Here is a 23524-nt window from a genome sequence, read left to right as displayed (position 1 = left end):
TCCCTCCTTGCTTGTCCCGCTACCAGCGTAGACCAGCCCTGAAGGCGGGAGTCACTCCTACAAGCTGATGACAGCGGCTCCGACATTCACCAACGGACGCTCCCCGGAGACTGGCGGCAATTTTTCCTTGCCTCCTGGAGGCTGCCATGAAAGCCAACCAGCCCTTCCTTTCCGGTCTCAGCCACTCCCGCCTGGCCCAAGCCATCAGCCTCGTGCTGGCCAGCGCCTTCGGCCTGCGCATCATCCGCGCCGAAGCCGAGGACAACGTCGCCGAGACCGATTCCGAAGACCTCAACCAACCCTCCGAAGCCGGCGTGCTCTTCGACCCGCCGCATCCCTCCTACCTGGACATCGCCTTGCAGGCCGCCCACGAAGCACCGCAAGCCTTCGCCGGCGTGGGCCTGCTGGGCGCCCCGCCGCCGATCAGCGTGACGCTGGCCGGCAACGCCGGCATCGTCAGCGGCGACCATGCCGATACCACCATCCGCCTGGCCGCCGCCAACACCAGCGGGATACGGACCAGCGGCAACGGCAACCTGGGTTATGCCGGCGGGCGCATCGAAAGCAGCGCCACCAGCGCGGCGGCGGCCAAGGGACAGACCGCCGTGCACGTCGCTGCCGGCGACACCTTGCGGATGACCGGCAGCAGCATCGCACTCGATCCGAAGACCACCGCCGGAGTCGCCATCACCGCCAACGAACTGACCGGAATGAAGATCGACGTCAATGGCGAAGCCCGCCTGACCGATACCGACATACTGGTCGGCGGCGGCGCCAAAGGCACCAACAACCGCGGAGTGGTCGTCGACGGGGGGCAGTTGGAGATGTCCGGTGGCTCGGTCATCACCCAGTCCTGGGGCGCGGTCGGCCTGTCACTGGAAAACGGCGCGAGCGCCAGCCTGGACGGCGTCGCCATTGCCACCAGCGGCGCGCGCAACAGCAGCACTGGTGGGGCCCACGGCATACAGGTGGGTGGCGGCAGTTCGCTGTCCGCCGAGGGAATCGACGTGACCACCAGCAACGGCTCCGCCTATGGCGTACGCGCTGACGACGGCGCCCAGGTCCGCCTCACTGACAGCAATGTAAGCACCGCCGGCGGCTATGGCCATGGCGTGCTGGCCGCTGGCAGCGCTACCCAGGTCGCCATCGACAGCAGCGAGATAGCCACCAGCGGCAAGGGCGCCGTGGGAGTCTGGGCGCGCGAGGGTGCCCAGGTGGAAATGCGCGGCGGCGAGATCCGCACCAGCGGCGCCGCGGTGTCTGTCGCCTCGCCGGTGGACAATGAAAATCCCTTGAGCCTGAGTCACGGGCTATTGGCGACGGGCGCCAACACCCGCATCGAGGCCGATGACGCACTGCTGAACATAGGCGGAGGCAGCGCCAGTGCCGCCCGCGCGGAAGACGGCGCGCACATCAGCCTTGGACACAGCGAGATCAACGTCAGCGGCAATGCCACCAGCACCACGACGACGGCTGTCCTGCACGCTACAGGTGGAAGCACCATCGAAGCCGCTGACAGCAACATCCTCAGCACTGGCAGCAACGTTGGCGGTGCACGCGCAGAAGGCACCGGCAGCAGCGTCAGCCTGAGTCGCGGCAGTGTCTCGGTGCACGGCGCCGGCAGCGTCGTCAACCCGGCCGCCGGGGCGCGGGCCATGGGCGGCGGCGCGGTGAGCCTGACCGACATCGCGCTGGATGTGCACGGCATCAACTACGGCCATGGTGTGTCCATCGAAGGTGCCGGCTCCACCGGCAGCGTGGCAAATTCCAGCATCGCGGTCGACGGCAATCGCGCCATCGGCCTGAACGTCACCGGAGGCGGCCACGCCACCCTCGACAACAGCAGCGTCTCGGTCGACGCTCAACCCGGAGGCGCCGGGCCCTGGTCCCCCGGAGTACTGGTGGAAGGCGCCGGCTCGACGCTGAAGATGACCACCAGCGATGTGCGCACCACACAGAAAACCAGCTACGGCGTGCAGGTGCGCGAAGGCGCCGATGTTGTCGTGGAACACGGCAGCGTCACCACCTCCGGCAACTACTCCACCGCGCTGGGCGCCGGCAGCTCCTCCTCCGCAGCGCCGGGGTCGACACTGACCGTCAACGACGTGACCGTCACCACCCACGGCAACGACAACGCCATGGGCATCATCGCCGACCTGGGCGCCACCGTGACCGTCCACGGCGGATCGGTCACCACCACCGGCAGTGGCTCGCCAACCGCCGGCAACCTCACCTTCCCCCACGGCCTGGCAGCGCGCAATCCCGGTGCCTTGCTGATGGCCGACGGCACCAGTGTGCGCACCATGGGCTCGCAGGCTTACGGCGCGGCGGTGGACGACGGCGGCAGCATGATCCTCGATAACCTCAGCGTGAAGACCGAGGGCGAATACTCCGTCGGCCTCTACGCCGGCATCGGCTCGATCAAGCCCGGCGCGGTCAGCCTGACGGCGGACCACGTCAGTGTGGAAACCCTCGGCGACCATGCCACGGGGGTGCTGGTCAGCCGGCAGTACAAGGACGATAGCGCGACACTGGACCTGAGCAATACCAGCGTCGCCACCCACGGCATCCAGTCCCACGGGCTGCGTGCCGAATCCGGCGCTGCGCTGAGCGCCCTCAACAGCACCGTCGCCACCACCGGCGAACAGGCCCTCGGCGTGCTGGCCAGCAATACCGCCAGCGTGCAGCTGGACAATGTCAGCGTCGGCACCAGCGGCGCACTGGGCCACGGCGTGGTGGCCAAGAATGCCGGCAGCGTCGATGCCGAGCGCCTCGTGGTCAACGCCACCGGCGATCAGTCCGCAGCCCTCTACGCCCAGGGCACCGATGCACAACCGGGAAGGATCAGCATCGACCACGGCTCGCTGAGCAACCGCGACGGCGCCACCATCGCCACTGCCGGTGCCGCCGATATCGCCCTCAGCCATAGCCTGGCGGGCGGTAGCGGCCAGTGGCTGAGCGTCGACGAGGCGATCGCCAGCGACGGCAACAGCATCCCGGACATGGGAACCGGCCAGTGGCAAGGTGTGGGCAAGAGTGATGCCGCTGCCGGCAATGCCCGCATCGATCTCTCGACCTCGCTGGTCAGCGGCTCGGCGAAAACTGCCACGGGCAGCCATTCCGATGTGACCCTGCGGGACAGCAGCCTGTGGCAGCTCACCGGTGATTCCAACCTGAGCAGTCTGACCAACAGCGCCAGCCTGATCGACTTCAGCGCTGACGGCGGCTACAAGAAGCTCACCAGCAACGACTACCACGGCGCCAACGGCACCCTCGCCCTGAATACCTACCTGTACAAGGACGACTCACCCTCCGACCAATTGGTGATCGACGGTGGCAAGGCCGACGGCGAGAGCAACCTGCTGATCAGGAATGCCGGCGGTCCCGGCGCCCTGACCCAGGGCAACGGCATCAAGGTGGTGGACGCGGTGAACGGCGGCACCACCGAGACGGATGCCTTCCGCCTGCTCAACCGGGTCAAGGCCGGCCCCTACGAATACACCCTGCACCGGGCCAGCCTGGACGACAGCAACGGCGAGGCCTGGTACCTGCGCTCGAACCAGGAAGCGGCGCCGGTCGATCCGGTCGGTCCGGTTGACCCTGTCGATCCGGTTGACCCTGTCGATCCGGTTGATCCTGTCGGCCCGGTTGATCCCACGACACCGGTGACACCTGTCGAGCCGGTCGCGCCGGAGCGTTCGGCACCGTCCTCCCGGCCCAACTACCGCGCCGAAACCTCGCTGTACAGCGCCCTCCCCGCCATGGCGCTGAACTACAGCCGCGCCCTGGTCGACACCCTGCACGAGCGGGTCGGCGAGGAACGCCGTAACGTCAACGATCCGTTGCCCAGCGAGGAAGTGGACAGCTACGGCCCATCCCTGGGCTGGGGCCGTCTGATTCACCAGAAAGGCTCCGACAAACTGGGCAATGGCGCGGACTACGACTATCGCATTCAGGCCTTCCAGGTCGGCGCGGACCTCTACCGCAGCGAAGACACCGACGGCAGCACCGACCAGGCCGGGCTCTCGCTGCAGGCCGGGCGGATCAAGGGCAGCGTCGACCACACCGATGGCCAGGACGCCGGCGACGACACCCTGCGCTCCTACGGCATAGGCGGCTACTGGACGCACTTCGGCCCGGAAGGCTGGTACCTGGACGGCGTCGTGCAGTTCAACCGCTTCGACCTCAAGGCGCGCGCCAACGACGCCGGTTCGCTGAAGACCCGCGGCCACGGCATCACCGCCTCGCTGGAGGCTGGCTACCCGTTCAAGCTCGACTCCGACAAGACCCTGCACGTCGAGCCGCAGGCCCAACTGATCGTCAGCAAGCTGAAACTCGATGACAGCCATGACGACGCCGCCGACGTGCGTTTCGAAGATGTGGATTCGCTGACCGGCCGCCTGGGCGTGCGCGTCGACAAGGACTGGTTCCGCGAGGACGACCACGGCAAGCAACAGCGCACCAGCGTCTGGGTCCGTCCCAGCCTGTGGCACGAGTTCAAGGGCAAGGCCAAGACCGAGTTCTCCTCGGCGGACGGCTACATCCCCTTCGGCACCGACATGAACGGCAGTTGGGGCGAACTCAACCTGGGCGTGGACTACCAGCTCAACGACCGCACCAGCGTCACTGGCTCGCTGGGCTACCAGCGCGCCCTGGACGGCGACGGGCGCAGCTACGAGGGCATCCTGGGCTTCAAGGTGAAGTTCTGAAGCTCGCCAAGCCCATGCCCGGTCCGCAAACAGGGCCGTAGGGCGCATAACGCGCCAGCGTTATCCGCCGACGCGGTATCGGCGGATAACCCGTTCCGGGTTATCCGCCCTACGTGCTATGCCCGCTTCTGGTCCACAAACAGGACCGCAGGATGGGTGGAGCGCAGCGATATCCATGCTGCTGGCGCAGGGATCGATGGGTATCGCTTCGCTCCACGCCATCCTACAAAACACACAACCCTGCCAGCCCGCTCCGCAACTCAGGCGTGCTGCGCGCCGGCCCGCTTGAGCAACTGTTTGCAGCGCTCGGACAGGTGCATCACCCGCAGGTGCTTGCCGGCCTTGCTGTAGCGCTCGCGCAGGGTCATCAGCGCGGCGATGGCGGAATAGTCGACGAAGCTCAGGTGCGCGCAGTCCAGGGTCACCTGCTGCGGGTCGCCGGCCGGGTCGAACTGGTTGAGGAAGGGCGTGGTGGAAGCGAAGAACAGCGTACCGTGGACGCGGTACAGCTTGCTGCCATCGGCCTCGTCATGGATGTCTGCGTACAGTTCGCGGGCATGCTTCCAGGCGAAATCCAGCGCCGCCAGGATGATCCCGCAGAACACCGCGGTAGCCAGGTCGGTGGCCACGGTAATGGCGGTCACCGCGATGATCACCAGCACGTCGCTCACCGGCACCTTGTTCAGCACCCGCAGCGAAGCCCAGGCAAAGGTCTGCTGGGACACCACGAACATCACGCCCACCAGCGCCGCCAGCGGGATGCGCTCGATCAGCGGCGAGAGGAACAGCACGAAGAGCAGGATCATCACTCCCGCCACCACGCCGGAAAGCCGACCGCGGCCGCCGGAACTGAGGTTGATCACGGTCTGCCCGATCATCGCGCAACCGCCCATGCCGCCGAAGGCACCGGAGACCATGTTGGCCGCGCCCAGGGCCACGCACTCGCGGTCCGGGAAGCCGCGGGTCTCGGTGATCTCGTCGGTGAGGTTGAGGGTCAGCAGGGTTTCCAGGATGCCGACCATGGCCATGAGGAAGGCGTATGGCGCAATGATCCGCAGGGTTTCCAGGTTCCACGGGATGTCCGGCAAGGCGAACTGCGGCAGGCCACCGGCGATGTGCGCCATGTCGCCCAGTGTGCGGGTCGGCAGGCCGAGCAGGTAGACCGCCAGCCCGACACCCAGGATTGCCACCAGCGCCGGCGGTACCGCACGGGTCAGCTTCGGCAGCCCATAGACCACAGCCATGGTCAGCGCTACCAGCCCCAGCATCACGTACAGCGGGTTGCCGCTGAGCCAGTGTTCAGCGTCCTTGAAATGCTCGAGCTGGGCCATGGCGATGACGATCGCCAGGCCGTTGACGAAGCCCAGCATCACCGGGTGCGGCACCATCCGCACCAGCTTGCCCAGGCGCAGCAGGCCGAACAGGATCATCACCACCCCGCCCAGCAGCACGGTCGCCAGCAGGTACTGCACGCCGTGTTGCACGACCAGCGCGACGATCACCACCGCCATCGAGCCGGCGGCGCCGGACACCATGCCGGGGCGCCCGCCGAACAGCGCGGTGAGGGTGCAGAGGATAAAGGCGCCGTACAACCCCATCAGCGGGTTGAGGTGGGCGACCAGGGCGAAGGCGATGCACTCGGGCACCAGCGCGAAGGACGTGGTGAGTCCGGCCAGGACATCGGCACGCAGGCGGGCGGGTTTCATTTTTCTACTCGGAAGCGGGGATCACGAAGGGCCGGCAATGGTACGGAAAACCACTTCCAGCCACCACCCGCTAATCCCGCATGGAAGTGCGTCAGGCCTTGGCAGGCGCCGCTGCGCCGTTCAGGAACAGCTGCTCCAGCACGGTCGCCGAACTGGAGCTGGCCGCGCGCCCGCGCCGCTCCGCATCGACCATGCCGTAGATCATCGACAGGAAGAGCTCAGTGAACACCGCAGCCGTCACGTCGATGCGCAGCACGCCGGATTGCTGGCCGCGGAGGAAGAAGGCATCCAGCGCATCACTGTAGGACTGCCAGCGACCGTCCATGCACGGGTCAAGGCTGTCGGGGCTGTACTGGAACATCAGGAAGACCAGCACTTCGCGGTGCGTCAGGTGCTCCTGGATCAACTTGCGCAACGCCGTCAGCGGCTCGGCGCTCTCCAGCTCGCAATTGCTGACGACCTGATTGAGCACACGCTCGCCGTAACTCATGAGCATCTCCACCAGATTGTCGCGCGTGCCGCAGAAGCGGTGCAGCGTCGCCTTGCTCACCCCTGCCGACTCTGCGAGTTCCTTCAGCGTCGCCCGCGGGCGGTCGACGATGGCGGCGGCAAGCGCCTTGAGGAGTCGTTCATCATGGGCAGTCAGGGACATCAGCGGGCCTCGGGTCGGTGACCGGTCAGAGGGTCAAGGGAAAGGGTGGGATAGCTGCATTGTGCAGAAAAAGTCCCAACCTACCAAAGGAAATGACACTTTTGCTCACACTTGTTTCACATGAGTCAATATTGACTCATTTTAGCTTCGGAAAGATCATACGCAACCTCTTAGAAAGACAGACCCCGGGTGAAACATGGGCAGGTTGCGTGCAGTAGGGACAATCAGTGCGCTGGTGACAGCGCTGGCACTGGCGGGTTGCGGACAATCCGGCGAGCCGCCGGCAGCTGTCGAGGCGGCGCGCCCGGTGGATGTGGTGGCGGTAGCGACCGAGCCTCTCACCCTGACCTCGGAGTTGCCGGGTCGTATCGAGCCGATGCGCGTCGCCGAAGTGCGCGCGCGGGTGGCGGGCATCGTGGTGCAGAAGCGCTTCGAGGAAGGCGCCGACGTGAAGGCCGGTGACCTGCTGTTCCAGATCGACCCGGCGCCGTTGAAAGCCGCCGTGTCCCGCGCCGAAGGAGAACTGGCGCGGGCCCAGGCCGCGCAGCAGGAAGCCCAGGCACGGGTGAAGCGCTACGAGCCACTGGTGAAGATCGAAGCGGTCAGCCAACAGGACTTCGACACCGCCACCGCCGACCTGCGCAGCGCCCAGGCCTCGGTGCGCTCGGCCCAGGCCGACCTGGAAACGGCACGGTTGAACCTGGGCTATGCCTCGGTCAAGGCCCCGATTTCCGGGCGCATCGGTCGTGCGCTGGTGACCGAAGGTGCTCTGGTCGGCCAAGGCGATGCCACGCTGATGGCGCGCATCCAGCAGCTGGACCCGATCTACGCCGACTTCACCCAGCCGGTGGCCGATGCCCTGCGCCTGCGTGAAGCGCTCAAGAGCGGCAACCTCCCCGCCGGCCAGAGCCAGGCCCTGAGCCTGCGCGTCGAAGGCACCCAGTACGAGCGCCAGGGCGAACTGCTGTTCACCGATATCTCGGTGGACCGTGGCACCGGCCAGGTTTCGCTGCGCGGCAAGTTCGACAACGCCGACGGCCTGCTGCTGCCGGGCATGTACGTGCGCGTCACCGCCCCGCAAGGCACCGACGCCAAGGCCATCCTGGTGCCGCAACGCGCCGTGCAGCGCGCCACCGATGGCACCGCCCATGTGCTGGTGATCGGCGAAGGCAGCCGCGTCGAGACCCGCCAGGTGCAGACCGGCGCCATGCAAGGCTCGCGCTGGCAGATCAGCCAGGGCCTGGCCAGCGGCGACCAGGTCATCGTCGGCGGCCTCACCGGCCTGCAGCCGGGCGCCAAGGTCGAAGCCCGTCACGCCCAGCAGCAACAGCAGGCGTCGCGCCAGTAAGGCGAGGATCGCCGCGAGGAATTCCCATGTCACTGTTCTTCATCAAGCGCCCCAACTTCGCGTGGGTGGTGGCGCTGTTCATTTCCCTGGCCGGCCTGCTGGCCATCCCGCTGCTGCCGGTGGCCCAGTACCCCAGCGTGGCGCCGCCGCAGATCACCGTCACCGCCACCTACCCCGGCGCCTCCGCGCAGGTACTGGTGGACTCGGTCACCAGCGTGATCGAGGAGGAGCTCAACGGCGCCAAGGGTCTGCTCTACTTCGAGTCCACCAGCAACTCCAACGGCATGGCCGAAGTGGTGGTCACCTTCCAGCCCGGCACCAACCCGGAGCTGGCCCAGGTGGACGTGCAGAACCGCCTGAAGAAGGCCGAGGCGCGCATGCCCCAGGCCGTGCTCACCCAGGGGCTGGAGGTCGAGCAGACCAGCGCCGGTTTCCTGCTGATCTACGCGCTCAACTACAAGGAAGGCTCCGCGCGCACCGATACCACCGCCCTGGGCGACTACGCCGCGCGCAACATCAACAACGAGCTGCGCCGCGTACAAGGCGTCGGCAAGCTGCAGTTCTTCTCCTCCGAAGCCGCCATGCGCGTGTGGATCGACCCGCAGAAGCTGGTCGGCTACGGGCTGTCCATCGATGACGTGGGCAACGCCATTCGCGGGCAGAACGTGCAGGTGCCGGCCGGCAGCTTCGGCGCCTCCCCCGGCAGCACCGAGCAGGAGCTGACCGCCACCCTGGCCGTGAAAGGCACCCTGGACGACCCGGCGGAATTCGGCCGCATCGTCCTGCGCGCCAACCCGGACGGCTCCACCGTCAAACTCGCCGACGTCGCGCGCCTGGAAGTGGGCAGCGAGAGCTACAACTTCACCGCGCGCCTGGACGGCAAACCCACCGTGGCCGGTGCCATCCAGCTCTCCCCCGGCGCCAACGCGCTGCAGACCGCCGCGCTGGTGAAGGAGCGCCTGGCCGAGCTGTCGGTGAACTTCCCCGACGACGTCGAGTACTCGGTGCCCTACGACACCTCGCGCTTCGTCGACGTGGCCATCGAGAAGGTGATCCACACCCTGATCGAAGCCATGGTGCTGGTGTTCCTGGTGATGTTCCTGTTCCTGCAGAACGTGCGCTACACCCTGATCCCGGCCATCGTGGTGCCGGTGTGCCTGCTCGGCACGCTGACGATGATGTACCTGCTGGGCTTCTCGGTGAACATGATGACCATGTTCGGCATGGTGCTGGCCATCGGCATCCTGGTGGACGACGCCATCGTGGTGGTGGAGAACGTCGAGCGGATCATGGCCGAGGAAGGCCTCTCCCCGGCCGCCGCCACGGTCAAGGCGATGGGCCAGGTCTCCGGCGCGATCATCGGCATCACCCTGGTGCTGTCGGCGGTGTTCATGCCGCTGGCATTCATGGCTGGCTCCGTAGGCGTGATCTACCAGCAGTTCTCCCTGTCGCTGGCGGTGTCGATCCTGTTCTCCGGCTTCCTCGCCCTGACCTTCACTCCGGCGCTGTGCGCGACGCTGCTCAAGCCGATCCCCGAAGGTCACCACGAGAAGCGCGGCTTCTTCGGCGCCTTCAACCGTGGCTTCAACCGCCTGACCGAACGCTACACGCGGCTCAACACCGCGCTGGTGAAACGTGCCGGGCGCTACATGCTGATCTACGCCGGCATCGTCGCCCTGCTCGGCTACAGCTACCTGCGCCTGCCGGAATCCTTCGTGCCGGTGGAAGACCAGGGCTACATGATCGTCGACATCCAGCTGCCGCCGGGCGCCACCCGTGCGCGCGCCGACGTCACCGGCCAGGAGCTGGAGCAGTTCCTCAAGTCCCGCGAGGCCGTGGCCTCGTCCTTCCTGGTGATGGGCTTCAGCTTCTCCGGCATGGGCGAGAACGCCGCGCTGGCCTTCCCGACCTTGAAGGACTGGTCCGTGCGTGACAAATCGCAGTCCGCGGAGGCGGAAACCGCGGCGATCAACGAACGCTTCGCCGGCATCAGCGACGGCGCGATCATGGCCGTGACCCCGCCGCCGATCGACGGTCTGGGCAACTCCGGCGGCTTCTCGCTGCGCCTGCAGGACCGCGCCGGCCTCGGCCGCGAAGCGCTGCTGGCGGCCCGCGACCAATTGCTCGGCGAAGCCAACGGCAACCCGAAGATCCTCTACGCCATGATGGAAGGCCTCGCCGAAGCTCCCCAGCTGCGCCTGGAGATCGACCGCGAGAAGGCACGCACCCTGGGCGTCAGCTTCGAGTCCATCAGCAGCGCGCTGTCCACCGCGTTCGGCTCCTCGGTAATCAACGACTTCGCCAACGCGGGTCGCCAGCAGCGCGTGGTGGTGCAGGCCGAACAAGGCGACCGGATGACCCCGGAAGCCGTGCTCAAGCTCTACGTGCCCAACAGCGCCGGCGAGCTGGTGCCGCTGTCCGCCTTCGTCAGCACCCGCTGGGAAAAAGGCCCGGTGCAGCTGGCGCGCTATAACGGCTACCCGTCGATCCGCATCTCCGGCGACGCCGCTCCGGGCGTGAGCACCGGCGAAGCCATGGCGGAAATGCAGCGTCTGGTCAGTGAGCTGCCGGCCGGCATCGGCTACGAGTGGACCGGCCTCTCCTACCAGGAGAAGGTCGCCAGCGGCCAGGCCACCCAACTGTTCGCCCTGGCGATCCTGGTGGTGTTCCTGCTGCTGGTGGCGCTCTACGAGAGCTGGGCGATCCCGCTATCGGTGATGCTCATCGTGCCCATCGGCGCCCTCGGCGCGGTGCTGGCGGTGACGGTCACCGGGCTGCCCAACGACGTGTACTTCAAGGTCGGCCTGATCACCATCATTGGTCTTGCGGCGAAGAACGCGATCCTCATCGTCGAGTTCGCCAAGGAACTCTGGGAACAGGGCCACAGCCTGCGCGACGCCGCGATCCAGGCCGCGCGCCTGCGCTTCCGCCCGATCATCATGACCTCCATGGCCTTCATCCTCGGCGTAGTGCCGCTGGTGGTCGCCAGCGGAGCCGGCGCCGCCAGCCAGCGCGCCATCGGCACCGGGGTGATCGGCGGGATGCTCAGCGCCACGCTGCTGGGGGTGATCTTCGTGCCCATCTGCTTCGTCTGGCTGCTATCGCTGCTGCGTCGCCAGCCCAAACCTGCGCATCAACCCTCGGAGGCCGCGCAATGACCACCCTGCGCACACCCGCCTTTACCGTCAGCAGCCTGCTGCTGGCGATGGTCCTGGCCGGATGCTCCATGGCGCCCACCTACGAGCGCCCCGAAGCACCGGTGGCACAGAGCTGGAGCGGCGCCGCCGCCCAGCCCGGTGCCGCGGCCAGCAACCTCGACTGGCAGAGCTTCATCGTCGACAGCGAACTGCGCGAACTGGTGAACGTCGCCCTGGACAACAACCGCTCGCTGCGCCAGACCCTTCTGGACATCGAACAGGCCCGCGCACAGTACCGCATCCAGCGCGCCGACCGCGTGCCCGGCCTGAACGGCGCCGCCAACGGCAACCGCCAGCGGCTGCCGGCTGACCTGTCCAACAGCGGTAGCTCGGCGGTGAGCAGCAGCTACCAGGTCGGCCTCGCGCTGCCCGAATACGAGCTGGACCTGTTCGGCCGGGTGAAGAGCCTGACCGACGCCGCGCTGGAGCAGTACCTCTCCACCGAGGAAGCCGCCCGCAGTGCGCGCATCGCGCTGATCGCCGAGGTCAGCCAGGCCTATCTCACCTACGACGGTGCCCAGCGCCGCCTGCAGCTGACCGAGCAGACCCTGGCAAGCCGCGAGGATTCACTGAGCCTGATCAGCCAGCGGCGCACCGCAGGCGCGGCCACGGCGCTGGACTATCAGGAAGCGCTCGGGCTGGTCGAACAGTCCCGCGCCGAGCTGGAAAGCAATGCGCGGCAGAAGCAGCAGGCGCTCAATGCCCTGGTGCTGCTGCTCGGCACATCCGACGCGGCCAAGCGAATCCCGCAGGTGCCGCAGGACAAGCCCATGCTGATCCAGGACATCGCGCCCGGCACCCCGTCGGAGCTGATCGAGCGGCGCCCGGACATCCTCGCCGCCGAACATGTGCTCAAGGCGCGCAACGCCGACATCGGCGCGGCCCGCGCGGCGTTCTTCCCGCGCATCAGCCTGACCGGCAGCTTCGGCACCTCCAGCGCAGAGATGTCCGGGCTGTTCGACGGCGGCTCGCGTTCGTGGAGCTTCGTGCCGACCCTGTCGCTGCCGATCTTCGATGCCGGCCGCAACAGCGCCAACCTCGACCTGGCCAAGGTGCGCAAGGACTCCGCCGTGGCCGCCTACGAAGGCACCATCCAGACGGCGTTCCGCGAAGTGGCCGACGCGCTGGCAGCGACCGACACCCTGCGCCGCGAGGAAGCCGCACGGCGGGCTCTGGCCAACACCACCAACGAAACCCTGAAACTGGCCAAGGCGCGTTACGAAGGCGGCGTCGACAGCCACCTGCGCTACCTCGACGCGCAGCGCAGCAACTTCGTCAACGAGTCGGCCTACATCGAGACCAGCACCCAACGGCAGATCGCCCTGGTGGACCTGTTCCGCGCCCTCGGCGGCGGCTGGGGCAAGGACGAACTCGCTGCCCACCGCTGATCGGCCTGCAGCTGTAGCAGCCCATGGACCTGACCACTCGGGTCCATGGGTTGCCCGTCAGGCCAGCAGCGACTCCAGCACCCGATGCAGATGCAGAACACCGACCCTGCCCAGCTCTGCCCGATCGGTGATCGGCCGATCGTCGCGCAGGAACCCGAGACGCCCCTCTGCAACGGCGTCAGCAATGACCTCGAGCAATTCATCCTGGGTATGACATCCGTCCAGCAGCGGCAGCAGCAACGCCGAGAATGCATCCAGCGTGACAGATTCGTGCCAGGGGTTGAACGTGACGCTTCCTTCGATACAGCCCGACAGCTGTGCGTAGGCAATGACTTCCGGGTCGACCCGTGGCATCCCTGCCGCCCCCGGCCCGCCGACCACGGCTGAGAGCCGGAAACGCCCAAAGTCGGACACCACAATGTGCTCGAACAGGTCCAACAACTGCGCGTCGGCGTTGGGCGGCAGACTCCCCAGCTGTTGCTCGACGTACGCCAGTAGAGCCGGCAGATTCTGCGTCCGAGGCCAAACCTCGTTGAGGCGGTATGCAGCGACTTTCATCGCTGCGCCACGCAGGCCGACGCGACGGCCGTCAGCCACCCGGAAAGACTGTTCGCTGTCGTCCAGCTGAACCGCCCCTTCGCACTCGAAGCGCGCCGTGACGTGCAGCTTCGCCAACCGCTCGGGGGCCAACCGGTAGCGAATCGCGTCCGCCTGCTCCGCGTGGACCAGCAGTGTCTGGCGGGAACTGCGATTGGTCAGGATGTCGAAGTACTGCTCAAGGGCGACCTGACTGTTCCCGCACTCGCTGAGCAGCGCCTGCTGAACGCCCTCGGGAAAATGGTTGATGAACATCCCGGCGGCACGGGTATCGGCCAGATAGGCCAGGCCGTGCTGCTCGAAGCGCTGTACAAAGTCAGTCAGGTAAAACGGAGTATTGCTGGGCTCGAGGAAGGTGGACAAACGCGCAGGATCTCCGCGCAGCGACTCGCACTCCTCCACCGCACCTTTGAGCGCATTCCCCCCCAGATGCGCCCAGCGCTTCAGGAAGTCGTACATGCCCTGCGCCTCGGCCAGTTCCTGCACACCCGGTACGCGGCCACTCAGGCGCAACAGCATGGCATCGCGCACCATTTCACGGGATTTCCACCCCGGGTAGGTATTGAAGTTGACGTAGGCGATCCCGTTGGCGGCGAGGTTTTCCTTGCAGATACGCGCTACAGCGCGACGCTCCTGGGAAGACAGATGGCTGTAGTGGTCGTGGCAGATGATGTAGTCGAACTGGCCCAGCTCCCCGGTGATCTCACCCAAGTCGGCAGCGTGTAGCCGCACGTTGTTGAGGCCCAGCTGCCGCACCGCTTGCAGGCCCGACTCGACAGCGTCATCCGATCGGTCGATTCCCAGCACCTTTGCGCGGCGATTTCGGGTCGCAAAAGGCAGCAGGTTGGCGCCGCTCCCGCAGCCCAGCTCCAGTACCCGTGCGGTTCCCACGCTCGGCGGCTCCAGGCCGAACAGCCAGGCCAGCACGGCCAGGTGCTCGGGAGCGGTATGCGGATGGCAATTCGAAGATGGCTGCAGGGAACTGGCGTAGGAAGACGGCTGCGATGCGGCGGATACGGACACGGAAGAATGGCCTATTGAGTCGGAATACGAGCTTGCCGAGCGCATCGACAAGACTGCCGCGCATTCTGCCGCTCTGCCCGCCGCGAAGCCGCCGCCCAAAGTCGATTAAGGATATTTCTGACAGGACATTCGTCCACACCCAGGCTTTCCGTACTGAGGCTTCTGATTCGTCCTCCCGCAAACGCGCAGAGCCGTTGCGTCATCCGGTTTGTACCGCGGCGCCGGCTCCAGGCGATCAATTGTCCGGCACAGCCATGTCAGAGGATGTCAGCAACGCCGCCGCCTGAGCGTCGAAATAAGCCACCTGCAATGTTCGAATCAGGCCATGCAGGCGACCGTCGCCATAGATCATCACGCCGTCCTGGCGAAGCCGCAGCTGCCCCCTTTCCAGCACGAAATCGGCGCCATCGGAGGAGCTGAAAACAAGCGTCTCCTTGTCCAGGCGAATCTGTTGAAGCACTGTTCCAGGCGCCTGAAAGCGGGCACGGATACGTGCCAGATAGGTTGGCGCCAGGCGGCTGAAAAGCTGCTGCACCTGCTCGCGAACTTCCAGGGGCGTCAGCCCGGGTCGCCGCTGCATTTCGCTGGCGATCAATGCAAAGACATCGGCATTGGCGCGGGCAACGGCGAGCCGTACTGACAGCAGCATCGTCACGCTGTCCTGGCTCGCCGTCGCCTCCGGCTGGTTGGCTTTCCCATCGGCAGCGTGAGTAGTGCCTGCGCTCGCCTCCAGAAATGGCTGCAGATCGGCCGTACTGAACACGCTGCCCGCCAGGTAGGCGGCACAAAGGGTGGCCTGCCCCGCCCGGTCACCGTTTTTCAGCAGCACCAGAGCCGGGTTGCGATCCTGCCCTGGCGCGGCGTCCAGCCTTCGATCGGCCAGGAACTGGTTGACCTGATCCTGTGACAGGTCGCCGCGCGCCAGGCCGCAGATCTGGTTCATCAACTCCGCCGTAAGGCCATTGTCCAGCCGAGGCGCCAGCGCGAGCACGGCGCCCTGCACCAACGGCAAGGCGGGCAGACTCAACCAGTTGCGATGAACGGCAGCGCTTCCCGAGGGTTGAGCAGGGTGCGGCTCCCCGCAGCCAGACAAGGCCAGGGAGCTCAAGGCAAGAGCAAGGACGCAGTATCGAAGGATCATGGCAGGCAGGAGCTGGAGAAGAGAAAAAGAGAGGGGTGCCAGAAGTAAGGAAGGCGCAACAGCTGGCCGCTGCTGCGCCTCAGCCTCAGTTCGCCTGAACCGCCACGCTCGTGCGACGGTTAGGCGCCAGGCAGGCAATGACCTCGGGTGTCGATGCTCCCGGACAATTGACCAGCGGTTGAGCAGGCCCTCTCCCCTCGGCGCTGATCAGCGCTCCGGAGATACCGTGTTGCATCAGGTAGGAGCGCACCGCATTGGCCCGCGCCTGGGACAGACGGATATTGTTCTGCACGCTACCGATGCGATCGGTGTAGCCGACGATTTCCACTGAAGTGACTTCGGCGCTCTTCAGGCCTTCGGCCAGCTCATCCAGCTTCGCCTTGCCTTCCGGACGCAGCACTGCGCTACCGAAGGCAAACGAGGCATCTGCCTCCAGATTGAGTGTCCGCGCCCTGGGTTGAGGCGCCGGCGAGGGTGCCGGCACCGGCGCCGGGGCCGCCTGCTGGCAATCTGCCGGGAGGAAGTAGAAGGACTGCGCAATGTGGTCCTTGTCGTAGAGCACCTTGTACTGGCAGACCTTGTCAGGTTGGCCTTCGGCCTGACGGAACTTGAAGATGTAGTCCCACTCACGCACGCCGAACATGCCCTCAGAGAACTGAGGGTGGCCCAGCAGGTCCTGGACCTGATGCTTGGTCATGCCCGGACGCATCTTGCCCAGGTTTTCCAGGTTGACGTAACTGCCTTCGGGAAGGCTGGCATCGTTCATCGCCGGGAACACCGGCTGCTGCGTATGCCCTGCCGAGTCGACGTCGCTGACGGTTCCGCAGGCGGCCAGCGCAGTCAGCGCGGATGCCGCGAGGGCCAGCTTCAGGCCGCCCAGTTTGAATTGCTCGAACATCTGATAAACCTCGAAAAAACCGCGAATGGCCCGGCTGAGCCGGGCCTCGACCTCAGGAAGGGATCACCACTGGTAACCAACGCCAACCGACACGCCGAACTCGCCCTGTGAGTCCGTGTTGCCGGAAAGTTTGGTTACCCATTTGCCGTTGTCGGAGATGCGCGAAACACCAATTGCCAGGGCGTTCTGCCCGCGGTAGTTGCCCATACCCACCGACGCCATGCTTGCACCCGGCACATACGGCTGTGGCAGCGTCGCGGCCGCAAGCGCTCCCGCGATACCAGCACTCAAGGTGTCGTCCTGCTTCTTCAAGTCATGCTTGAGGTCGCTATAGACGTTGTTGATGTTGTTGTTGATGTCCCCGGTAGCCTTGTTGAGCTGAGCCAGGTTGACTGCATCCGTATCGGCGGTGCCGGCGGCCAGGTTGGTGATCTGCCGTTCCGAACCGGCGCTGCCCACCGAGACCGAGTTGGAGCGATCGGCGATCGAGTCATTACCCAGCGCGACCGAGTTGCTGGCGGTCGCCTTGGCGCGGGTACCGATGGCTGCGGAGTTGGCCCCGGAAGCCTCGGCGCCAGCACCACCAGCCACGGCGTCCTTTCCGGTGACTTTCGGCTTGGGCAGGTTACTGGTGTTGTTCACCTGGAACATGCCGTCCTTGCCGTTGGCGATGTTGGTGATATCAGCGTTGGTACTGTTCACCACCCCCTTGAGCTGGGCCACGTTGACTGCGTCGCTGTCCTCGCTGCCGGCAGCAACGCCAGTCACCTGGCGATAGATACCGGAGCTTGCGTCACCGACGCTGACTGCGCCCCTGTTGCTGGTGGTCGCGGCAATCGCCTGCGCCTGCTCATCGGTAGCGCCATCAGGAACATACCCGGTCGCGCCCGCTTCCCGAGCTGCCACCGAATCGCTGCCCAGGGCCACCCCACCATCGGAGGTAGCACTGGCATTGATACCCGCTGCCACCGAGTTCTTGCCCTGCGCGCCATCATTGGCGTAGTTGCCACCCTGCTCGCCACCGTCGTTGACGCTGTAGTAGTGCGTCTCGGCATTGGACATCGCGATATTCAGCTGGTCGACGTTGACCGCGTCGCCGCCGTCGACCCCCGCAGCGAGGTTGGTAATGCGCGTACCGCCGGAGCGTCCGGACTTGTTGTAAGTCGTACCACCCAGGGCAACGGCGTTGTAGTCGACGCTGCCGTCCTCGTTGATCACATACTTGACCGCGCCCTTGTCCAGCGTGCCGAGGCTGCCGTCGATATTCTCGATGGCCTGGTTGGTCGCAAACAGTTGCGAACCGTTGACGGCATCAGTGCTGGTTTCACTCAGACGGCCAGCAGCAACGTTCGTGATGGTGCGCTCATTGCCGACACTGCCCACGCTGACCGTGCTGGTCGGCGCGGTGCCGGCGAAGCTGTAACTTGTGCCTCGGATCGTCGTACCGGTGGTGGCGACAGCCTCGTCCGTGATCGAACCCGCGCCCAATGCCACGCTGCTGTCATGGCTGGAAACGGCGCCCATGCCAATGGCCACGGAGTCCTGCCCGGAAGCCACGGAATCTGTGCCGGTGGAATTGGCGTGGAAGTACTTGGTGCCCGTCTCGTAGATGTTGGTGACGCGGCCGTCCAGACCACCGATGTCCGTGGTGTTCTGGGTAACCTGGGCGTTGGTCTCATTGAGCTGAGACATGTTGACCGCGTCGCTGTCGTCCACGCCGCGAGCGACGTTGGTGATGCGTGTCCCACCGGTCCTGGTGGTGCTGTTGTAGGTGTCGCCCCCCAGGGTCACGCTGTCGTAGTTGATGCTGCCGTCGGGATTGACGTCGTACTTGACTGCACCGGCCGATGCTTCGCTCGCCGCGAGCTTCAACTGGGCTACGTTGACCGCATCGGTATCCTCTGCGCCAGCCGCCACGCCAGTGATGCGACGATCACCGATGTTCACCTCACCCTTGGCAGTTCCACCCGCCAGATAGGCCTCGTGCTCCAGCGTACTGCCGTCCGCAACGGAACCCGCCCCCAGCGCCACACTACCGTCGTGACTGGACACGGCGCCCATGCCTATGGCCACGGAATCCTGGCCGGAAGCCACGGAATCCGTACCGGTAGAGTTGGCGTGGAAGTACTTGGTGCCCGTCTCGTAGATGTTGGTGACACGGCCGTCCAGACCACCGATGTCCGTGGTGTTCTGGGTAACCTGGGTGTTGGTCTCATTGAGCTGAGACATGTTCACCGCATCGCTGTCACCCACGCCGCGAGCGACGTTGGTGATGCGTGTCCCACCGGTCCTAGTGGTGCTGCTGTAGGTGTCACCACCCAGGGTCACGCTGTTGTAGTTGATGCTGCCGTCGGGGTTGACGTCGTACTTCACCGAACCCGCATCGAGGTGGTCGATGGCGGAGTTGGTAGCGAACAGCTGAGAACCATTGACCGCATCCGTGCTGGTTTCGCTCAGGCGACCAGCCGCAACGTTGGTGATGGTGCGCTCATTACCAACACTGCCCACGCTGACCGTGCTGGTCGGCGCGGCTCCGGCGAAGGTGTAATCCGTGCCGGCAACGGTGGTGCCCGTGGTGGCTACGGCAGCATCGGTTACCGAACCCGAGCCCAGCGCAACTGCGCCGTCCTGTGCGGCTTTGGCGCCCACGCCAGCGGCCAGTGCGTTCACACCGGTGGCGCCGTCGTTGTTGTAGTTGTCGCCCAGTACGCCGTTGTCATTGACGCTGTAGTAACGGGTCTTCGCGCCGTCGACGGTATCTTTCAGCTGGTCGACGTTGACCGCATCGCCACCGTCCACACCCGCAGCGAGATTCTTGATTCGCGTGCCGCCGGTCCTGGTGGTCGTGTTGTAGGTATCACCACCCAGGGCGATGGTGTTGTAGTTGATGGTGCCGTCGGGGTTGACGTCGTACTTCACCGAACCCGCATCGAGGTTGTCGATGGCGGAGTTGGTGGCGAACAGCTGAGAACCGTTGACCGCATCCGTGCTGGTTTCGCTCAGGCGGCCCGCCGCAACGTTGGTGATGGTGCGCTCATTGCCAACACTGCCCACGCTGACCGTGCTGGTCGGCGCGGTTCCGGCGAAGGTGTAATCCGTGCCGGCAACGGTGGTGCCAGTGGTGGCTACGGCAGCATCGGTTACCGAACCCGAGCCCAGGGCAACTGCGCCTTCCTGCGCGGCCTTGGCGCCCACGCCAGCGGCCAGTGCGTTGACACCAGTGGCGCCGTCGTTGTCGTAGTTGCCACCTTGCTCGCCGTTGTCATTGACACTGTAGTAGTGCGTTTTGGCGGAGCGGTTGATCGTGTCGTTCAACTGGTCGACGTTGACCGCGTCGGTACCGTCGACGCCCTGGGCAAGGTTCCTGATCTGCTCGCCGCCGGCATCGATCCCGGCAGTGGTCACGCTAGGACCATTGGCAATGGTCAGGCCCGCCCCATCCAGCGTCGTCGTTCCGCCGGCTGTCAGGCTGGTGAAGGCCGGGTTGTCGGCCAGCAGCAGATTGAGCTGCCCATTGGCATCGACCTCAGTCTTCAGGTTTGCGCCACTGTACGTGCCAGCCGTGGTGGCTGCACCTTGCACAGTCAGGGTGTCGCCCAGTTGCTTGGCCGTGCTGCCGGTGTTGCCGGCGAAGGTGATCGGCGTAGCGATTACATCATCGATCGACTCGGTGACCGCAAAGAGCTGGGAGCCGTTGATGGCGTCCGTGCTGGTCCGGCTGATTCGCCCCGCCGCAACGTTCGTCAGCGTACGCTCGTTGCCAACGTTGCCGATGCTGACGGTGCTGGTCGGTGCCACACCGGCGAAATCATAGGTGGTGTCGCCGATCTGGATGTTCTTCGTGGCAACCGTCGCACTGGTGGTGGAGCTGACGCCCAGGGCCACCGAGCGCGCGTGTTGCGCCGAGGCGCCGTTACCAATGGCCACCGCATCGATAGCCGTTGCCTTGGCCTTCGGGCCCACTGCCACGGCATTATCCATGGTCGCGGAGGCAGAGTTGCCCAGAGCGGTGCTGAGTTTGCCCGCGGCATTGGTGCGCTCACCGATCGCTACGCCACCCTTGTCGGCGAAGGATTCGTTACCGACGGCCGTCGAAGCCTCGCTGGGGTCCGTCAGGCTGTTGGTCGCATGGGCCATGCGGCCGATAGCGACGTTGCCGGTAAACGCGCTGGGCGGATTGACCTCATCGGCCAGCGCCTGATAACCGATGGCAACGCTGCCGCTGGTCAGTGCCTGGGCTTCGTTGCCGACTGCCACCGAACCGGGGCCGAGGATGGATTGGGATACCGAGCTCTTGCCGATGGCGATACTGGCGTCGTTGGCGAGCGTCTGGGCATTCGTACCCATGGCAATGGAGTCGTTGGGAGTCGCACTGGCGCCGTCCCCCTGGGCAATGGCCCCTACTCCGGCCGCCGATGCATTGGTGCCGATTGCCATGCTGCCAATCGCGGTGGTCTTCGAACCCGAACCAAGTGCCAGGCTGTCGATGGCGCCAGCGCTGGTGCTGTAGCCCAGCGCCGTGGCTCGCGCACCGGAAGCTTTCGCGCTGACGCCGACGGCCATCGAATTGGTCCCGCTCGCGCCGTCGTTGGTGTAGTTCGCGCCCTGGACATTGCCGTCGTTGACACTGGCGTAATGCGCCTCCGTGCTGCCCGCGGAGTTCATCAGAGCCGCACCCAGCGATCCGGCTTTCGGGCTGGTGGCTTCTGCGGCCGACGCCGGAGCAAGCGCGTAGCTGGTGCTGCCTATCGCGGCAGCAGGAGTCTCCGCTACAGCCCTGAAGGCGCCCAGGGCCGTGGAATATGCCAGGGCTGCGGACGACTCCGCATCACGGGAAGCGGATGCAGAACTGCTGATGGACTTCGAGGCATCAGCGAAATTCACGCTTTGCGCTTCTTCGGCCCAAGCGACCTGCGAGGCCCCGATGGCCAGCGCCAGCGAAGTCGCCGCCAGGCCTGCTCCACGGGCTTTCTGGCGCCGCGAGCCACGCTTGCCCTTGCCCTTGGCCGTGGCGAATTCACAAGCGACCACCCAGGCATTGAGGGCGGCATTCCAAACCAGACGATACACCTTGTTCATCATTACTCCAGAAGAAGCAAAACCGCGATGGCGCTCGGCGTTGCGGATGCCTGCTGGTTCGGCAGGTGGCGGCTACGCACGACGCGATGCTCGGGAGTCACTCGCCCCGGAAATTGCCTGATCGCCGAAGCGGCAACTTCCCGGCGGGTGATCCGCAACGCCATTTCGATTCAGGAAAAACGCACCGACACCCCTGGCGGAACTTGCGTTGGGATGCAGCGATTTACAGGACGTGGGGCGAACTCATCCGGGCCGGCGACAGCACTCGCCCCAACGGCCAGATCCGCCGCGGGCGAGCCGGAAAGTCCGGATACAGAAGAGGTGCATGGATAATTAACGGCGACTTCGATTTGGCCGAGGCAGGAGCGCCCTACAGCGAGGAGTCCAGCGTGGCGAAGAGCGAGGCGGACGCGCCAATTGCAGCTGGCGGCCATGGAAAGGCTGCACGCCTGCTCGCTCAAACTTCTAGAAATCACTTTAGGTTCTGCCTTTAATCACATGAATTATCGCCAGATAATCCTGATGGAAGGCATGCTAGTGAGATGGGGGAAATTGGAATATGAACCCAATACTGATTGGGTCGTAGGAATTTACCGAGGCCCTGGTCGAGCGCCTTCAGGCATGCGCCCATTTGGACAAATGGTGCGCAGCCCGCTTCGACACCGGCTTCCCGGCAGATGCTCTGGTGCTGACTCCAGAAAGCAAAATCCCGGCAGTAGCCGGGATTTTCATGATGCAGGACAGGGAGCTAACACTCCGATCGGGAAAGCCGAAACGCCATCTACAGCCCTCCTCTTCACGGCTGCTTCGCTGCCAACAGCTTACTGACACCTGCTGGGAAGTAAGCCGCTCTCAACCGATAGACAGAACCCAGTAAATGTCCATTGCCATACCAGATCACTCCGTTCTGACTGAGCAACAGTCCATTCTCGACGGAGTAATCGAATCGCGCGCCGACGTTGTTGCTGAAGACGAAGCGCCGGGCATCCATTTGCTGGACCTGGTAGCCGGCGTTGCTCGGCGGCATCTGCTGTGCGATTCGCTCCAGATAAATCGGTGCCAGGCGGATGAACAGATCCCGAGCCTTGTCGCGATACTCCTGAATACTGAGGCCCGGTGTGCGCTGCAACTGTTCCGCAATCAGGGCAAAGATGTCCGCGTTGGCTCGTGCCTGGGCAATTCGCAGCGGCAGTAGCTGGGCAACGCGGCCGGCATCGACATCTTTCGCTGGAGCCGTGGCCTTGCTCGCTTCTTTCTCTCTGCCCTTTTCCTTGCCAACCTCGGCGACCGTCGTGCCTTGCTCTTGCAGATCACTCGCCTGGCTCGCCGGCTTGATGACGTCGCGCATATCGATCGGGCGCAATACTTCGGTGGCCTGATACGCGGCGCAAGCGATGGTCTGCGCCGCCACATTGCCGTTGACCAGCAAAGCCACCGCATCGTTGCTGGTCAACGGCAAACGGGTGGGCTCGATGTTCAGTTTTCTGAGCTGTTCGTTGATCTGGCCCTGTGTGGCCTTTCCGGTAGCCAGCGCGCAGATCTGCTGACTCAGCACGCCATCGCGCTGCCCACCGAAGGTCGGCGCCAGGGGCAGGATCGCATCCTGGATGATCGGCAACGTCGGAACGCTGAGCCAGTTGGCGGGGTCTGCAGTTGTCTTGCCCGACTGGTCACAACCCACCAGCATGGTGCCAATGAACAGAGAGGCAATGACTTCCTTGAACTTCATGTAAACGCCTTTGCGCCAAATTGAACGGGTGTCGGATTCTGCTGACGAGCAACTGCC

Annotated in this window: 11 protein-coding genes; 4 read left to right on the top strand and 7 right to left on the bottom strand. The window is 65.2% G+C overall.

Annotated features, from left to right (window positions below):
* The first annotated feature begins 146 nt into the window (after positions 1-146).
* Positions 147-4709: an autotransporter outer membrane beta-barrel domain-containing protein gene (locus IB261_RS13640; RefSeq protein WP_192382828.1), complete on the top strand. Its 4563-nt coding sequence runs from the start codon at positions 147-149 to the stop codon at positions 4707-4709.
* 260 nt (positions 4710-4969) lie between these two features.
* On the opposite strand, the gene IB261_RS13635 is transcribed toward IB261_RS13640, so the two are convergent.
* Positions 4970-6415 carry a SulP family inorganic anion transporter gene (locus IB261_RS13635; RefSeq protein WP_192382829.1) on the bottom strand — a complete coding sequence of 482 codons (1446 nt, stop codon included), beginning with the start codon at positions 6413-6415 and terminating at the stop codon, positions 4970-4972.
* A gap of 91 nt (positions 6416-6506) precedes the next feature.
* Positions 6507-7067 (bottom strand): TetR/AcrR family transcriptional regulator, encoded by a 561-nt coding sequence (locus IB261_RS13630; RefSeq protein WP_151186908.1) that lies wholly within the window; start codon positions 7065-7067, stop codon positions 6507-6509.
* A gap of 196 nt (positions 7068-7263) precedes the next feature.
* On the opposite strand from IB261_RS13630, the gene IB261_RS13625 reads away from it, so the two are divergent.
* The 3 genes from IB261_RS13625 to IB261_RS13615 are packed head-to-tail and all read left to right on the top strand — an operon-like array spanning position 7264 to position 13000.
* The gene (locus IB261_RS13625; protein ID WP_192382830.1) at positions 7264-8415 is read left to right on the top strand and encodes a MexC family multidrug efflux RND transporter periplasmic adaptor subunit; all 1152 of its coding nucleotides are present in this window, start codon (positions 7264-7266) and stop codon (positions 8413-8415) included.
* A gap of 26 nt (positions 8416-8441) precedes the next feature.
* A complete protein-coding gene (locus IB261_RS13620) occupies positions 8442-11573 on the top strand; it encodes a multidrug efflux RND transporter permease subunit (protein ID WP_192382831.1) in 3132 nt (1043 codons plus the stop codon).
* A gap of 5 nt (positions 11574-11578) precedes the next feature.
* A complete protein-coding gene (locus tag IB261_RS13615) occupies positions 11579-13000 on the top strand; it encodes an efflux transporter outer membrane subunit (RefSeq protein ID WP_192383237.1) in 1422 nt (473 codons plus the stop codon).
* Between the two features lie 57 nt (positions 13001-13057).
* Here the strand turns inward: IB261_RS13615 and IB261_RS13610 are convergent, their stop codons facing one another.
* From IB261_RS13610 to IB261_RS13590, 5 genes are all read right to left on the bottom strand, one after another.
* Positions 13058-14524 carry a class I SAM-dependent methyltransferase gene (locus IB261_RS13610; protein ID WP_192382832.1) on the bottom strand — a complete coding sequence of 489 codons (1467 nt, stop codon included), beginning with the start codon at positions 14522-14524 and terminating at the stop codon, positions 13058-13060.
* Positions 14525-14855: 331 nt separating this feature from the next.
* Positions 14856-15647, bottom strand: coding sequence for a hypothetical protein (locus IB261_RS13605; RefSeq protein ID WP_427871383.1), 792 nt, complete (start codon positions 15645-15647; stop codon positions 14856-14858).
* A gap of 199 nt (positions 15648-15846) precedes the next feature.
* On the bottom strand, positions 15847-16659 hold the full coding sequence (locus IB261_RS13600) for an OmpA family protein (protein ID WP_192382834.1): 813 nt from the start codon (positions 16657-16659) through the stop codon (positions 15847-15849).
* A 63-nt stretch (positions 16660-16722) separates the two neighbouring features.
* Positions 16723-21738, bottom strand: coding sequence for a YadA-like family protein (locus tag IB261_RS13595; RefSeq protein ID WP_192382835.1), 5016 nt, complete (start codon positions 21736-21738; stop codon positions 16723-16725).
* Between the two features lie 796 nt (positions 21739-22534).
* Positions 22535-23467 carry a hypothetical protein gene (locus IB261_RS13590; protein WP_151186902.1) on the bottom strand — a complete coding sequence of 311 codons (933 nt, stop codon included), beginning with the start codon at positions 23465-23467 and terminating at the stop codon, positions 22535-22537.
* Positions 23468-23524 lie beyond the last annotated feature (57 nt).

It is taken from the genome of Pseudomonas sp. PDM20, from assembly GCF_014852575.3.
Classification (GTDB): domain Bacteria; phylum Pseudomonadota; class Gammaproteobacteria; order Pseudomonadales; family Pseudomonadaceae; genus Pseudomonas.
Note: the sequence above shows the minus strand (reverse complement) of the source record. Positions and strands in the feature narration are given on the sequence as shown.